Raw genomic sequence first — 13,981 nt, forward strand, 5'->3', positions numbered from 1 at the left:
GTTAGAGGCCGTCGTCGTAGTTCCAGTGCTCCTGCCAGCGCCAATCGATAGGTTCGCGGAGCCGCTGGTAGCGGATGTCCGTGGACAGGCGCATGGTCCCGCTGCGGTCCACGTTGTCCAACGCAGCGTGAACAATGTGCGCTGAATGGACCACGACGTCGCCAACCTCGTAGTCAGTCACAAGCCACCTTGCGTCGCGCTCTTCCGCCAAGCCGGGAAGATCCGCAGTGATTGATGCGGCCGGCATCTTCAGCGTCCCTTCCCTTTCGCCGGCCATCACCCAATGATGGCTCCCCTCCAGATACGTCAGGCCACCCCGCTCACGGGGGCAATCGCCCAGCGGAATCCACATGGAGAGCACACGATCGCTGCCTTCACGGAGATACACCAAATCGTAGTGAGCCTGGGTGGCCGTTCCTATGCCGCTGTCACCAGGCTTGGTATGTCGGATGATCTTCCGTCGATGTAAATGCACCTCGTCCGCCAGGAACCATGCAAACCAGTCAGCGATGCCCTCTGCCGTGCACAGGGCCTGGTACTCCGGTCCCGGAACGATGACGTCGAAGAGGCCGCGGCGCAATGCCTCCCGATCCACGTCTCCCGGGGCTGCTATGCCCTCACGTGGATCCGTGCCCTCCGCGTACACGTTGGCTCCGCGCAACGAGCCGAAGTAGAACTCCCTGAAATCCAGGAGCTGCCCCCTGTTCAGTTGTCCTTTCAGGTACAGGTATCCGTCCCTGCGGAGCCTCGCCCACAATGCGTCCCGGTCCCCTCGCTCGGAATCCGGCACCTGTTCCAGCTCACCCAACCGGGAATTCGATTCGTCCAGAGCATAGCCATTCGAAGTCAACATGGTTCCCACCTTGTCAGTGGCGGACAGCCAAGTGAATGGACTCTGAGTCAGAAAGACTTGGACTTTTGTCCGGCTTGTCTTGAGGCTTTGGCAAGGGCAGCATTGGCCCATGGACGATTGGTCGACGTACCGGCATCCGGCGTTCCCGCTCCGCGACCTGGGCCTCGCCTGTTTGGGCGCCGGGGAGCAAAGCGGTCCGCTGCCTTCCTTCTCCGGGCGCATGCTCAGCAGTCATGCCCTGGTCATCGTGTCCGGAGGAACGGGTCATTTCACCCAGAATGGCAGGCGTTTGGCGGTGCAAGCCCCTGCGCTCATTTGGCTATTCCCCGGAGTCACCCACGGCTACGGCCCCGGATCCCAAGGGTGGAACGAACACTGGTTGCTGTTCACGGGGCCAGCGGCAAGAGCAATGGAGGAGCTGGGGTGCTTCGCGCGGAGTCACCCCTTGGTGCCTCTAAGTGGTTCCTCGGAGGTTGCCTTGAAATCGGCTCTTGGACTTTTCCCGGCCCTCCGCGCAGCTCTCTCAACGGGCGGACCGCACGGTGATCTTGACGCCTCCGTGCTCTGCCAGCGGGTGCTGATCGAAGCGGGTATGCGGCGGAGCCCGGCCCCCAGCGAACCCCGCTCAGGCGACAACAAACTACTCTCCGCACTTCGCGAGGCAGCTCACTTGCCGCTCACCTTGTCCCAGTTGGCTACCTCGCTCAACGTCTCGGTTCCCGATCTCCGGCATTCAGTGCAAACCGCCACCGGTGTAGGACCCAAGGAGCTCATCATCCAGGTTCGGATGTCGCGGGCCCAGTCACTCCTGGCTGATACAGACCTTCCCGTTCAGAGGATCGCTTCGCTGTCCGGTTACGACGACCCCGCCTATTTCAGCCGGCTCTTCACCAAGAAGACCGGGTCTTCGCCGAGCAAGTTCCGCCGGGAACACCACAGGACTGACCTGCCCGGATGACCCTGCGGAGCAGCCTGTTGGCCTTCGAACTCTAATCCGCCCGCATCAGTCAGCTCCGAACTGTCACATCACGGCAGGAACCGCAGCGAACAGCTCACGGCACAGCCCCACACCTACGGCGAAGAGGGCGACCACTCCTACTACGTAGAGTCCGTACGATCCAAGCACGATGGCAAGCGGCCAGCCCTCCGGGGAGGTTTCTCCCGAGGCCAGGCCCGTGGCCATCGCCAGAACGACATTGGCGGCGAAGAGAAGCCCCACCACCAATACCAGCCACCCCGTGAGGCGACGTCGTCGTCGCGAAACCAGGCTGGCCGCGAACAGGACCACGCCTCCTCCACAGACGAGCACGAAAAGTTCGCCGGGCATGAGAAAGTCGAGATGAAGGCCACCGGCAGTTACGAGGAAGAACGCCGCAAGACAGATAGGTGCGGCTAGGGGAATTCCTACCAGCACGGTCCCGACGACCGCCAGCACCCGCGCGACAGGGATACGACGTCTTGATCTGACATCTTCGACTGGCATGCGCTCAGCATCGTGCCAACGCCGGCTGCCGTATAGGGGCTTACGTCCCGATGCGCTCCAGCACTTCTTGCGGTCAGCACCGAACGGCGTCGCCCAAGTAAGTCGCAGCAGATGCCCTTTTGAGCGCCCAAAAGGGCATCTGCTGCGACTCAGTTGGGTTGCCTCAATCGAATGGAGTTACCCCTGTTTCCCCAGTGACTACGCGCAACAGCGGGAGTAACCTAGTCCCAGTTGCATTTCTGGTCTCCCTTCGAGTTCTGGGTTCTGCCGTGGGCTATGTGCGTTCGTCGTTGACCGACCTACTGGGGGTACTTTCCGACGCCGTCACTCCCCAGCGCGTAAGATTCGACGACGGCTCACCCGACGCCGCCGGTCCCTCACCGGATGCTCCGGTCACCGTCCATGCGGTCACGCTCAACCGTGTGGGAAGGTCCCGTCGCGACGGCCCGGTCCTGGACCTTGAACTGCGGGTGGCGGTGGAATGCCACGGCCCCGAACAGCTGGACAACATGGAGCAACTGCTCCTGGCCGTGGAACGTCACAGCCAGTATTCGGTTGTGTCCATGGGAGAATTCCGGCCTGAGGAATACTCCGGAGCTATCCGGCAAGGACTGGGATTCCTGGTCCGCATCCCCGTCGCCCTTCGCTTCGAAGAGCCCTCCGGACCTCCTGTCCTTGAGCCACTCATTGCCAAGACCGGCGTTGCCCGCCGTATCCACGGACGGCTCGTGGATGTCCACAACAAAGGTATCCCCGACGCTTACATCCACGCCCATTCCTCCGCCACGGCAGTCGTCAGCGATGCGACCGGCCACTTCGAGGTCCTGGCCTCGGCGGATGAACTCCAGCACTTTGCCGTAGCAGTACGGGGCACGGAAAGGGAAGTTTCGGCCAGCACCAGCAGCCTGCCGGTCATCATCCGGTGGGTGTGAATCCGCGGCCAACCGCGGGCATGAAAGGGGGCGCGCCATGGCGAACTATCAGGCGCCAGGCGTTTATGTTCAGGAAGTGCCCAGCGGCGCACGCGCCATCGGGCAGGTCAACACCAGCATCGCAGCATTCGTAGGCGTGGCTCCGGACCAGGACGCCTTGGTGGATGAGCTCCGTGTGCTGGACAACTGGACGCAGTTCGTGGACCAATATGTCGGCAAAGCGAGCGCGGGCACACCGCTCTCCAACGCTGTTTACGGCTTCTTCTCAAACGGAGGGAGCCGTTGTTATGTGGTGAACATTGGGGCGAATGGCAGTCTGACGGGTACAGCGGCGAAGCCCACTGGCCTCACGTTGTTCGAGGCAGTGGACGACATCTCCATGGTGGCAGCTCCTGGATTCGCAGATGCGGAATCCTACGCGGCGCTCCAGGCGCACGTGGAGCACCCGCTCCGCCAGGACCGCATGGCCATCATGGACACCGTGGAGAAAGTAGACGACGTCGGGGCGCTCACGAGGGCCGCGACGTCGGGCGTTCCGGTGGGTGCGCGGGATACGGACGCCGGGGAAGAAGGCACGACGGCGGACCGCGACTCGGGTGACTCTGGCTCGGCAGACGCACCGGAGGCAGCGGACGCCGGCGACAGCCCGCCGTCGTCGGCTTCCTCTGGCTCCCCGGTATCCTCGGACGTACCCGACTGGCCCGATTCAACCCGGCCCCCGGCGAGCCGCTCGGCTGATGCGGATACGGAGGCAGGCGAGCAGCAAGACCTCGGCGCCCCGCAATCCCCCGGCGGCTACACGGCCCTTTATTTCCCGTGGATCGTGATGATCGATCCCGTCTCCGGCAAAAAGGTGACGCAGCCGCCGTCGGGCCATATCGCGGGGGTGTGGGCGCGCGTTGACTCCACCCGCGGCGTCCACAAGGCGCCAGCCAACGAGCCCATCCAGGGCGCGATCGACCTCGTGCGGCGGGTCAGCCGGGGCGAGCAGGAGGTCCTGAACCCTGCCGGCGTGAACTGCATCCGGTACTTCCCGGGCGAGGGCATCCGGATTTGGGGCGCCCGGACCAAGGCTCCCGAGGCCAGTGAATACCGATACGTGAACGTGCGGCGCCTGACCAACATGATCAAGGAGTCGGTGGCGGACGGGACACGCTGGGTGGTGTTCGAGCCCAACGACCACACGCTGTGGAAGTCGATCCGGCGCGACATCGGCGCATTCCTGACCAACGTGTGGCGGGATGGCGCCCTGCTGGGGACTACTCCTCAACAAGCTTTCTTCGTGAAGTGTGACGAAGAAACCAACCCTCCAGAGGTCCGCGATGCCGGGCAAGTGGTCACGCTGATCGGGATCGCACCCGTGAAACCGGCCGAGTTCGTGATCTTCAAGCTCATGCAATCGGCGGACAACACCAGTGAGACAGAGAGCGCAGGAGCCTGACATGACAACCCCAACGCCTGCCGCCCAGCCCGGCAACGTGGTGGACCCGTACCGGGCCTACAACTTCAAACTCGTTATCCAAGGCGTGGTCCAGGGGCACTTCACCAAAGTGGAGGGCCTCGGGCTGAAGATCGACCGCATCCTCTACCGCTCCGGCGGCGAAAACAGCACAGTGCGGGTCATTCCAGGACAGGTGGAATACACGCCGGTGACTTTGAAGTATGGGCTCACGGACTCCACCGAAATGCTGCAATGGCTCTTCAAAGCAGTGGACGGCAAAGTCGAGCGGCGCAACGTCTCCATCGCCATGCTCAACGACGCCGGCTCGGTGGAAGTCCGGCGCTGGAACTTGCTCGGGGCCTGGCCATGCGACTGGTTCGGCGCACCCCTTGACGCCCTGGGCAAGGACCTCGCCATCGAATCGCTCAGCATCGCGTACGACCGCCTGGAGCTCGACGATGCCCGCGCTCCCGTCGCCTGAGTCCGGGTTTTCCTGGCGGCGTGCGGCTGCGAACCGGTTGCGGGTCGTGGCCGCGTGGCTGGATCGTGGGCCGGCTCGGGGCTCGGACGCGCGTCCGGGTACTTCCGAGGCGTCGGCTTCGGCTTCGGTTTGGGCGTCGGCTTCGGCTTCGGAGCCTGTTTCGGTGGAAAGTTCGACGGCGGTGCGCGGCCTGAACGTGGAAGGCGCACCGGAGCACTGGGTCCAGTTACTGCGCGACGCCGGGTTGGTTCCTCCCGCCGCCCCGACCAACACCCCTCCCGTTGCGAGGCCCACTCTGCGTGCCTTGGGGCGCTCTTGGCGCGCAAAGCAGGCCCCACAACACACCCCCGGCACCACGCCCCTGGTTGCGGGGCCCGATATGCACGCTTCCACGCCAACATGGGACGCAGAGCAGGCCCCACAACACACCCTCAGCACCACACCACACGTTGCGGGGCCCGATATGCGCGCTTCGACGCCACCTTGGGACGCAAAGCAGGCCCCACAACGCACGCCCTCGCTGCGCCCTCGCACCACCCGAACCGAAACACCACCCGTTGCGGGGCCCGGTTTGCGCGCTACGCGGCCAACATGGGACGCGGAGCAGGCCCCACAACGCACGCCCTCGCTGCTCCTTCGCACCAGTCGAACCGAAGCACCACCCGTTGCGGGGCCCGATATGCGCGCTTCGCGGCCAACAGCGAGCGCAGAGCAAGCCCCACAACGCACGCCCTCGCTGCGCCTTCGCACCAGTCGAACCGAAGCACCGCCCGTTGCGGGGCCCGGTTTGCGCGCTTCGCGGCCAACAGAGAGCGCAGAGCAGGCCCCACAACGCGCACAACACGCACAACACGCACAACACACACAGCACCCAGCGCACACCCCAGAACCCCAGGGCAAGCCCAGCAGAACCGAGAGCCACACCCCCGCGCCGGCCCTGAAGGGGAATTGGCCGGAGCTCGCCCAGCGACCCATGCCCTCAGCAAGCACGACAAACCCAGCAACAACCCCTCTAACGGAAGCATTAGCCCGCCAAGCCCGCCTCACCGACGAACAGTTGGCGGTCTGACATGGAACGCGTCGCCTTCCTGATCGAGGACACCGGGGAACACCTTGGCTGCCTGCTGAACCCGGAAACGGTGGTGATGCAGCGCTCGGCCGGTGTGGAGCCCCGGAGAAGTGCGGGCGGCAAACTCAGCGGCAGCGGATTGGCTGATGACCCCCTGCTCTTCACGGGAGGCGGCCACACGGAGCTGAGGCTGGACCTGCTCTTCGACGTCGACCTCGCGCCGGCGTCGTTCCATGTGCAGGATGTGCGGCAAATGACCCGGCCTATTTGGGCGCTCGCAGAGAACAGCGCGGAGGTGGAGCGCCAACGGAGGCCGCCGTCGGTCCGGTTTGTCTGGGGCCGCGCGTGGAATGTGCCCGGAATCGTGACCGAGGTGGCGGAACGCTTCGACCGTTTCGCCCCGGACGGTTCACCGCTCAGGTCCTGGATGCGGATGGTCTTCGTGCGCGTGGGCCAGTCTGCCGACGAGGAAGGCGGGGAGAATTACGAGCTCGCCCAGCGCCTCCCGGCCGTGGATCTAACGGCCCCACCCGTGGACACGCTGGCGGTCACCGGAGATGGCAGCACGGACAGGAACGCAGCAGTGCCCGACGGCGGCGTGCTCCTTCCCGAGGTGCCGCCGGCGGAGCTGGGCCGACTTTCCGTAGAAGCCTTCGGGACACCACTGCTATGGAAGCTGCTCCTGGAGTACAACAACATCGACGATCCCGCGCACTTCAGCGGGCCACTTGCCGTCCCGCCGGTGGGTGAAACACCATGAGGCAAGTCCAGGGCCTTCCCGAACTCATCGTCAGCTTGGGTAGACGAAGACTGACAACCGCAGAAACAGCGGCCATCGTTTCAGTCCAGGTGCTGGGTTCTTTGGCAAGGCCAGCCCAGTGCCTCATCAGCTGGCGACCCGGTCCGGGCAGGACTGCTGCGGCGAGGGGTGGCGTGGATCCCGCGCCCGGTGATGCCCTCAGGGTGGAGCTCGGTGGCCATCGAACCCCACTCTTCGTGGGTGAGGTGACCGTGGTGGAGTTCAGCTACGGGGCCAACCTCGGACAAGAAATCCGCATCCGGGCCTATGATGCCCTGCACCGTCTGAGGAAGCGCCAATTCACCAGGCTGCACGAGGACGTGGATCTCGCAGGCTTGGCACGGAAACTTTGCGAAGGCACCGGACTGGACGTAGTGGGCGGCGGGGCGAAGCTCGGCCAGGTGTACCAGTGCGCCCGCACCGACCTGAGTCTCCTGGTGGAACAGAGCGCCCGGGTGGGCGCCTACCCTGTTGTGCATGACGGCGCCCTCAGGCTCACGGGACTAGACGGCGAGGGCGAACCTTTGGAGCTCACGCTGGGGGTATCGCTTCATTCGGCAGAGATTGAGCTCAGCCAGGAACCAGCGTATGCGGCCGCAACCATCACCGGCTGGCGTGCGGAGGACGCCTCAGTCCAACAAGCCGAAACCAGCAGCAGTGACGCCAAAGCCGGCGTCACAGCGGACCCAACGTTGTCCAGCGTGGGCGCAGGCGGCAACCTCCGGAGAGACAACGAACTGCTCGAGTCAACCGATGAGGCGAACGGATTGGCGCAGTCCGAGCTCGACGTCCGGATGGCCGGGCAGGTCACGGCGGTGTTCGTGGCCGAGGGTAACCCCCGGCTTAGGGCGGGTGGGCGCGTCAGGATCAAGGGGGTTGCGCCGTCCATTGAGGGAACGTACCTGATCGCGAGCGCCTCGCACCGTTTGGACGGCTCAGGCTATGAGACCACCCTCACCACACGCCCACCGGTCCCGGTCCCCGAGAGGCAGCCGGATGTCTTCACCTTGGGCACGGTAGTAGACGTGGATGATCCCGAGGCCCGGGGACGTGCCCGCGTGCAGCTACCGGCGTATCCCGACCTCCACACCGGGTGGGCTCCCGTGCTCATGTCAGCGGCCGGTCCTGGAAAGGGCATGGTCACCCCGCCTGCACCTGGTGACCACGTTTTGGTCCTCCTTCCTGCCACGGATCCGGCCCAGGCCATCATCCTCGGCGGCCTGTATGGCAGCGAGCAGACGCCGGACAACAACGTCAATACACCCCGCGAAAGCAGATACACATTCCGGGGTGCGGACGGCCAACAAATAATGCTCGACGGCGGTGCCCGCACCTTGAGCTTCACGGACGGACACGGCTCGTCTGTGGAGCTGGGGCCGGACAAGCTCCGCATCACCGCTGCCACGGACCTGGTGCTGGAAGCTCCGGGTAAAGCCATGAAAATCCGCGCGAAATCAGTCGACTTCGAGGAGGCCTAAGCTGTGAAGATTCTGGTCAAGGAAGCCATACTGCGGTGCGGGCACGACGGCAAAGTGGAGAACGTGCCCTCGCAGGAGTGGGTCCGCATCAAACAGTCACCCATCCTGGTGGCAACGGATCCCCAAGGCCGGGACATCAGCATGTGCCCGCATATCGGCATCAACATCAAGCCGTGCAATAAGACGTTGCCGGTCACCAAGGGCTACTCAACCTTTATCAGGATCGGGGGCAAGGCCGTCTGCCTGGACACTGTGGAGGGCTTCACCGACGGCACACCTCCTGGCGCAGTTAAGTACAACGTGCGCCGGCCCGGCCAAACGTTGGTGGGGTCGGGTTCATGAAAAAGGCACTGGCATGAGCGCCCCACGCTACACGTCGATTGCTTTCGTCCATCCGGACTTCGACGCCACCGCAGGCGTCCCGGGCCTGCGCATCACGCCGGCAGGAAGGATGGCGACTGTTACGGACGCGGCCTCCATCCGCCAAGCCCTGCTCCTCTTGCTGAGCACCAGACCCGGCGAGCGGGTGAACCGCCCGACGTACGGCTGCCACTTGTTCCGCTTGGCGTTTGCTCCGGCCGACGACACCACGGCAGGCCTGGCTATCCACTACGTAGCCCGGGCCGTGGAGCAGTGGGAGCGGCGCATCACCGTCCTGTCCCTTGACGCGTCACGGTCGCCGGAGGACCCCGAAGTCCTTGAGGTCCGGTTGAAGTATCGAGTCCGCACCACGCAACGTGAGGACGAGATCGCCATTGCCCTGCCCGTGGAATCCGGAGGTGCCGCATGAGTCTTCCCGTGCCCAACCTGGACGACCGGAGCTTCGCGGACCTCGTGGCCGGTGCCCGGGAACGGATCCAGCAGATCGCCCCCGAATGGACGGACCTCTCCGTCCACGATCCCGGCATCACCATCGTCGAGGCCTTCGCATACCTTACGGACACCCTCATGTACCGGCTCAACCGCGTGCCGGACAAGCTCTACGCCGTCTACTTGAATCTCCTGGGCACGTCCCTGTACCCGCCGAGCACGGCGGAAACGATGCTGGAATTCAGTCGCTCATCCGCCACAGGCACAACCACGGATCAGGAAATCCGTATCCCCAGGGGCACACAGGTCAGCTGCCCGCCCGGCGTTCCCGGCTCACCCCAGCCACTATTTACGACGACGGCGGCAGCCACTTTGGCGCCCGGCATGACGAGTGTGATGGTCCCTGCAGCCGATGTCACCATGTATGACGCGGTACCGATTGGTACGGGGACCGGCAGGCCAGGCCAGAGCTTCGTGATCCCCAACGCACCGATCGTCTCGGGCGCGGGGCTTGCGATCGCCGTCGAAGTTCCGGCAGGGACGCGGCTGAGCAGTGGCGAGGCTGTTCTTGTAGACGGAAAGCCGTTCCGGTATTGCAAGGAAGTGGAGGCGTTCGCCGACGCAAGGCCGGGCGAGATGCCGGTGCGGATTGATCGAAGTGCCGGCGTCGCCATGTTCGCTTGGTGGGACGATGAGTCCAAGGGGCGGACGGAAACCGGGCAGGGCCCCTTGGTACCAGGGGCGGGCGCCGAGGTTCGCGCTTGGTACCGCAGCGGTGGCGGTGCGGGCGGCAACGTGGGCGCGGGTCAGCTCACGGTGTTGCGTTCCCCTGTTCCGGGTGCCAAGGTCACTAATCCTGAACCAGCTACCGGGGGCCGCGATGGCGAGTCTTTGGAGAACGCCCTTAGGCGCGCGCCCCAGGATTTCCAAGCCCGCGACCGCGCAGTCACTGTCCGGGACTACGAGGTCCTGGCACGTCGCCACGGCGGGGTGGGCCGTGCGAGGGCGTTCACGCGCAAGGACCTGTGGGCGTTTGCACGGCCGGGGGAAGTGGAAATTGTGCTGGTACCGTTCGTTCCAGGCAGCAGGGCAGGGGCGGTCAAACCGTTACGGGCAGCGGACCTTATGTCACACGCACGCGACGATGTGCGCACGGAGGTGGAACAATATCTCCGCAGGCGGTCCACGGTTGGCGCTGAGCCTGTAGTGCGCTGGGGCCTCTACAAACAAGTGCTGGTGGATGCGCGGATCGTTGTCCGTCCCGATGAGGATGCCGAGGCCGTGAAGTCCAGGATCGTGGGCCGCCTGTCTGAAGGGATCAGTCCGCTGAGCCCGGACCCCTCCAGTTATGGATCCGGTTTCGGCAAGCCACTGCGCGTCTCCAATCTGTATCGCGCTATGGAGGAGGCCGAGCCGGGCGTTCAGTATGTGGACCGGGTCAGGCTGGAAGTGGACAAAGTTCCGGACAGTGATGCCGTGTCCCTGGTACAGGCTGAAGGCCAGGACAAAACGTGGTTCGTGGCCCAGCGCGGTACGTTGTTCCGCACAACCAACGCCACCGACGGTTGGGAAGCTTGCGCGGAGTTTGAAGATGCCTCCGATGACGGTGCCGAAGAAACCGTCCGCGCCATCGCTCCCTTCCGTTCTCCCGCACCTGGCCGGGTGGGTCCAGAGCGGCATCCGGGCATGGTGGCCGTCAGCACGGTGTCCGGCACTGGTTCCCGCATTTATATCAGCGAGGACCTCGGCGAATCCTGGCGCAAAGCAGCCGAGCTGGGGTTCGTCGTCGCCGATTTGTGTTGGGTGGACCGCCAAGGCGAGCCGCTGCTGTTGCTTGCCGGCGAGCGCGGACTATACGAACTTTCCATGAGCCAAGGGGCCATTCCCGTGCAGAACGTGGTGGATACGTCGCAGCCGGATCGCGGTTTCTACGCCGTGGACGCCTTGGTTGACGTCCGCGGGCGGACCGGTGTTGTGGTAGCTGCCGAGGCGTCCGCTGGCGTCTGGCTCTCTCCCGACGCCGGTACCGCGGGCAGCTTCAAGCAGGTCAAGGCGGCCGGCGAGGACATCCGCTGCATGACCATCCAGTACGACGGCGGCGCGAGCTATGTCTGGCTCGGCCGCGCAGTGCCGGAAGGGACCGGGACGGGATGCTTGCGGCTGAAGATCGATGAGCTGGGCCGTACCGATTTCGATGACACGTTCATGGATTCGTGGGAGCAGTTCAGCACTGGCTGGACCGGGGGAAGCTGCTGGGGTGTGCACGTGATGGGCGATGCTGCCTACGCCGCTACCCAGAGCGGCGGTGTGCTCCGGCTGCAACTTGGCCAGGCGTCGGCGCAGTGGAGCGTGCCGGACGTTAACTGCGATCTGCCGCTTCGGGACCGCACCCGCTTCGAGCCGGTTCGGTCGGTATCCGGCGCGATCCTTGCCGACGGAAAGTCCCTGGTCCTCGCTGCCGGTCCCAAAGGCGTGTATCGCAGCAGGGACAACGCTGGTCAATGGGAGAGCTGCACACGGCGCATTGTGGACGACGTCGTGACGCTGCCCGACACCTGGCTTTTCTGCTCGGGTGACCACAGGATCGAGGTGGTCCATGGCAATGGCTGAGCCCAGGGGGCCATCCGAGTCCAAGCTGCTGAAGGTCCTGCCGGAGGTTTTCCAGGTGGCCGCCGATACCAGCTCTCCCCTGCAGGCCCTGCTTGCCGTGGCCGAGGACATGCATGAGCCCGTCCGGCAGGTCTTGGACCGCATCCATACCGTTCCCGATCCTGGCCGCGCGCCGTCGTCGTTGATTCCTTTTCTCTCGCGTTGGGTGGACCTGGACTGGTTGACGCTGCCCGGGCCGGAGGGCGGCGCTGGATCCGGCGTCATTCCAGGGACCGGTGCCATTCCTATTTCCCGGCAGCGGGAACTCATCGCGGCCGCCGCGCAGCTCTCTGCGCGTCGGGGCACAGTGGACGGGCTCACCCGCTTCCTGCACCTGGCCACGGGGGTGCCGGGGTTCGACGTCGAGTCCGTCCCCGGCGCCTTCCATATCCGGGTGCTGGTGCCTGCGGAAGCGGGTGGGCAGCTGGAGTTGATCCGCAGAATCGTCAGAGGCATGAAGCCCGCGCATGTGACGGATGAGGTTGAGGTGCGGGGGGATGAACGGTGACGGCGCATGAATAGGGAGAACCGCACGCCGATTCTTGTGGTGGTTGCCTGTGGAGTGATCGCGCTTTTGGTGCTGGTGTTCGGCGTCAGTTGCGGTGGCGGAAACAACGATGCGGCGCGGGACTGGCAGGGCGGTTTCGCCAATGCCGCCGCCGGCGCGCAACTCACGTCGGCAGACCTGTCCGTGCAAGGCGGTTCGTGTTCGGCGTCGGACACGCAACTGGTAGTTACCGGATCGTGTGTGTTCGATGTGAAGGAGTTCGGCGGGGGCCCGTTCCCTTTCGGGCCTCCCACCAAGCGGGCAAGGCTCGCACCACAGCAGGCAGTGGTCGTCTCGCTGTTTGTGCAGGGCACGCGGGCTGAGCAGAACTCAGGTCCAGGGAAGACCGTGGACCTGACCTTCGGAACCTCGGGCGGACAGCTGGGCATCGTGTGTCCCGGCCTGGGGACTTGTGTGTTGCTAATCCAGAAGGCTGGAGGCTGAGATGAGCTGCTGTGCACCGAAACTACAAACCGCAATCCCAGGAGTTGTTGTGCCATGACCGCCATCACCATGACGTTGAGCTCCCCGGATGTCGTCCTTAAAGAGGGGAAGGGTTCGCTGACAGCTTCCGTCACCAACGGCTCCACCACTTCCGAGCGCGTGGTGCTCGGCGCGTTCCCCGGGCAGGTGACCAATCCGCCGTCGAAAACGTACACCACCATTCCCAACCCATTGCGGACCATCGCCGCCGGGGCCACCGAACAGTACGTGGTCAATTTCGACACCGCGGGGGCTTCCGAGGGCAACTACCCCGTGAAGCTGATCGCCTACTCCGCCGACGACGCGCCGGAAGACTATGCGGACCAGGCGCACGTGGTCACCTTGACGGTTCCCGCAGCCGTACAGCCAAAGCCGACGCCGGGATTCCCCTGGTTGTGGGTCATCATCGGGGGTGTGGTGCTGCTGGCCGTTATCGGCGTAATCCTGTATTTCATGTTCAAGGACGCCAACGTTCCGGACGTGAAAACCAAGCCACAGGCTGAAGCGGTCCAGATCATCACGGACGCCGGCTTCAAAGCAGCCACGAGCGAGATCGAGAGCGCCTCGCCCGAAGGTACGGTAGTCAACCAGAGTCCCGCGGGCGGTGAGAAGGTGGGCCGCGGCAGCACGGTCAACCTGGAAATTGCGGTGCCCGTAAAGGCCACCGTGCCCAGTGTCCTGGGATCACGGATCGAAACAGCCCGCAACGCCTTCCAGGCCGCACAACTTCAACTGGACTTCACCCAGGGTTCCGCGTGCCAAACCTCTCCTCCCCTTTCCCTGATGAGGTGCGTTGTGGTGGGCGTCAACCCCGACGTCGGCACCAAAGTCAACGTCAATGCTCTTGTTTTGGTGCGGACTGAGTTGAGGTCCAGCATCATCCTTGATCCAGTAAACATTTGCGTGAGCAACCCCCAACTGTGCGAGGTACGGCTGAACCCATGACTATTTCGGGA

Annotated in this window: 14 protein-coding genes; 12 read left to right on the forward strand and 2 right to left on the reverse strand. The window is 64.5% G+C overall.

Translation table 11 applies throughout. From position 1 onward, the window contains the following. Position 1 precedes the first annotated feature (1 nt). The gene (locus tag LDN75_RS21170) at positions 2-853 is read right to left on the reverse strand and encodes a phytanoyl-CoA dioxygenase family protein (RefSeq protein ID WP_223934646.1); all 852 of its coding nucleotides are present in this window, start codon (positions 851-853) and stop codon (positions 2-4) included. Between the two features lie 109 nt (positions 854-962). Between LDN75_RS21170 and LDN75_RS21175 the strand changes: the two genes are divergently transcribed. Continuing rightward, positions 963-1,811: an AraC family transcriptional regulator gene (locus tag LDN75_RS21175; protein ID WP_223934647.1), complete on the forward strand. Its 849-nt coding sequence runs from the start codon at positions 963-965 to the stop codon at positions 1,809-1,811. A gap of 63 nt (positions 1,812-1,874) precedes the next feature. On the opposite strand, the gene LDN75_RS21180 is transcribed toward LDN75_RS21175, so the two are convergent. Then, entirely contained in the window at positions 1,875-2,336 is a 462-nt protein-coding gene (locus LDN75_RS21180) for a hypothetical protein (RefSeq protein ID WP_223934648.1), read from the reverse strand. A 290-nt stretch (positions 2,337-2,626) separates the two neighbouring features. On the opposite strand from LDN75_RS21180, the gene LDN75_RS21185 reads away from it, so the two are divergent. From LDN75_RS21185 to LDN75_RS21235, 11 genes are all read left to right on the forward strand, one after another. Beyond that, complete coding sequence (locus LDN75_RS21185) at positions 2,627-3,268, forward strand: hypothetical protein (protein WP_223934649.1); 642 nt, start codon at positions 2,627-2,629, stop codon at positions 3,266-3,268. Positions 3,269-3,305: 37 nt separating this feature from the next. Next, on the forward strand, positions 3,306-4,709 hold the full coding sequence (locus LDN75_RS21190) for a phage tail sheath subtilisin-like domain-containing protein (RefSeq protein ID WP_223934650.1): 1,404 nt from the start codon (positions 3,306-3,308) through the stop codon (positions 4,707-4,709). Position 4,710: 1 nt separating this feature from the next. Continuing rightward, positions 4,711-5,190: a phage tail protein gene (locus LDN75_RS21195; RefSeq protein ID WP_159708998.1), complete on the forward strand. Its 480-nt coding sequence runs from the start codon at positions 4,711-4,713 to the stop codon at positions 5,188-5,190. Positions 5,191-6,260: 1,070 nt separating this feature from the next. After that, positions 6,261-7,019 carry a hypothetical protein gene (locus tag LDN75_RS21200; protein WP_223934651.1) on the forward strand — a complete coding sequence of 253 codons (759 nt, stop codon included), beginning with the start codon at positions 6,261-6,263 and terminating at the stop codon, positions 7,017-7,019. Then, complete coding sequence (locus LDN75_RS21205) at positions 7,016-8,536, forward strand: phage baseplate assembly protein V (protein ID WP_223934652.1); 1,521 nt, start codon at positions 7,016-7,018, stop codon at positions 8,534-8,536. Before LDN75_RS21200 ends, LDN75_RS21205 begins: the two co-directional genes overlap by 4 nt. A gap of 3 nt (positions 8,537-8,539) precedes the next feature. Continuing rightward, positions 8,540-8,878 (forward strand): hypothetical protein, encoded by a 339-nt coding sequence (locus LDN75_RS21210; protein ID WP_223934653.1) that lies wholly within the window; start codon positions 8,540-8,542, stop codon positions 8,876-8,878. A gap of 13 nt (positions 8,879-8,891) precedes the next feature. After that, on the forward strand, positions 8,892-9,326 hold the full coding sequence (locus LDN75_RS21215; RefSeq protein WP_223934654.1) for a GPW/gp25 family protein: 435 nt from the start codon (positions 8,892-8,894) through the stop codon (positions 9,324-9,326). Beyond that, positions 9,323-11,956 (forward strand): baseplate J/gp47 family protein, encoded by a 2,634-nt coding sequence (locus LDN75_RS21220; protein ID WP_223934655.1) that lies wholly within the window; start codon positions 9,323-9,325, stop codon positions 11,954-11,956. The genes LDN75_RS21215 and LDN75_RS21220 overlap by 4 nt, the downstream gene beginning before the upstream one ends. After that, positions 11,949-12,503, forward strand: a complete 555-nt coding sequence (locus tag LDN75_RS21225) for a phage tail protein (protein ID WP_223934656.1) — start codon at positions 11,949-11,951, stop codon at positions 12,501-12,503. Before LDN75_RS21220 ends, LDN75_RS21225 begins: the two co-directional genes overlap by 8 nt. A 6-nt stretch (positions 12,504-12,509) precedes the next feature. After that, entirely contained in the window at positions 12,510-12,986 is a 477-nt protein-coding gene (locus LDN75_RS21230; protein ID WP_223934657.1) for a hypothetical protein, read from the forward strand. A gap of 54 nt (positions 12,987-13,040) precedes the next feature. Further along, complete coding sequence (locus LDN75_RS21235; RefSeq protein WP_223934658.1) at positions 13,041-13,970, forward strand: PASTA domain-containing protein; 930 nt, start codon at positions 13,041-13,043, stop codon at positions 13,968-13,970. The last annotated feature ends 11 nt before the right edge of the window (positions 13,971-13,981 follow it).

This window comes from Arthrobacter sp. StoSoilB5 (genome assembly GCF_019977235.1).
Classification (GTDB): Bacteria; Actinomycetota; Actinomycetes; order Actinomycetales; family Micrococcaceae; genus Arthrobacter.

Excerpts from the sequence above, each read along its gene's own strand:
- LDN75_RS21170 (WP_223934646.1), bottom strand. The coding sequence starts at position 853 with ATGTTGACTTCGAATGGCTATGCTCTGGACGAATCGAATTCCCGGTTG.
- LDN75_RS21175 (WP_223934647.1), top strand. The coding sequence starts at position 963 with ATGGACGATTGGTCGACGTACCGGCATCCGGCGTTCCCGCTCCGCGAC.
- LDN75_RS21180 (WP_223934648.1), bottom strand. The coding sequence starts at position 2,336 with ATGCCAGTCGAAGATGTCAGATCAAGACGTCGTATCCCTGTCGCGCGG.
- LDN75_RS21190 (WP_223934650.1), top strand. The coding sequence starts at position 3,306 with ATGGCGAACTATCAGGCGCCAGGCGTTTATGTTCAGGAAGTGCCCAGC.
- LDN75_RS21195 (WP_159708998.1), top strand. The coding sequence starts at position 4,711 with ATGACAACCCCAACGCCTGCCGCCCAGCCCGGCAACGTGGTGGACCCG.
- LDN75_RS21200 (WP_223934651.1), top strand. The coding sequence starts at position 6,261 with ATGGAACGCGTCGCCTTCCTGATCGAGGACACCGGGGAACACCTTGGC.
- LDN75_RS21205 (WP_223934652.1), top strand. The coding sequence starts at position 7,016 with ATGAGGCAAGTCCAGGGCCTTCCCGAACTCATCGTCAGCTTGGGTAGA.
- LDN75_RS21215 (WP_223934654.1), top strand. The coding sequence starts at position 8,892 with ATGAGCGCCCCACGCTACACGTCGATTGCTTTCGTCCATCCGGACTTC.
- LDN75_RS21220 (WP_223934655.1), top strand. The coding sequence starts at position 9,323 with ATGAGTCTTCCCGTGCCCAACCTGGACGACCGGAGCTTCGCGGACCTC.
- LDN75_RS21225 (WP_223934656.1), top strand. The coding sequence starts at position 11,949 with ATGGCTGAGCCCAGGGGGCCATCCGAGTCCAAGCTGCTGAAGGTCCTG.
- LDN75_RS21230 (WP_223934657.1), top strand. The coding sequence starts at position 12,510 with ATGAATAGGGAGAACCGCACGCCGATTCTTGTGGTGGTTGCCTGTGGA.
- LDN75_RS21235 (WP_223934658.1), top strand. The coding sequence starts at position 13,041 with ATGACCGCCATCACCATGACGTTGAGCTCCCCGGATGTCGTCCTTAAA.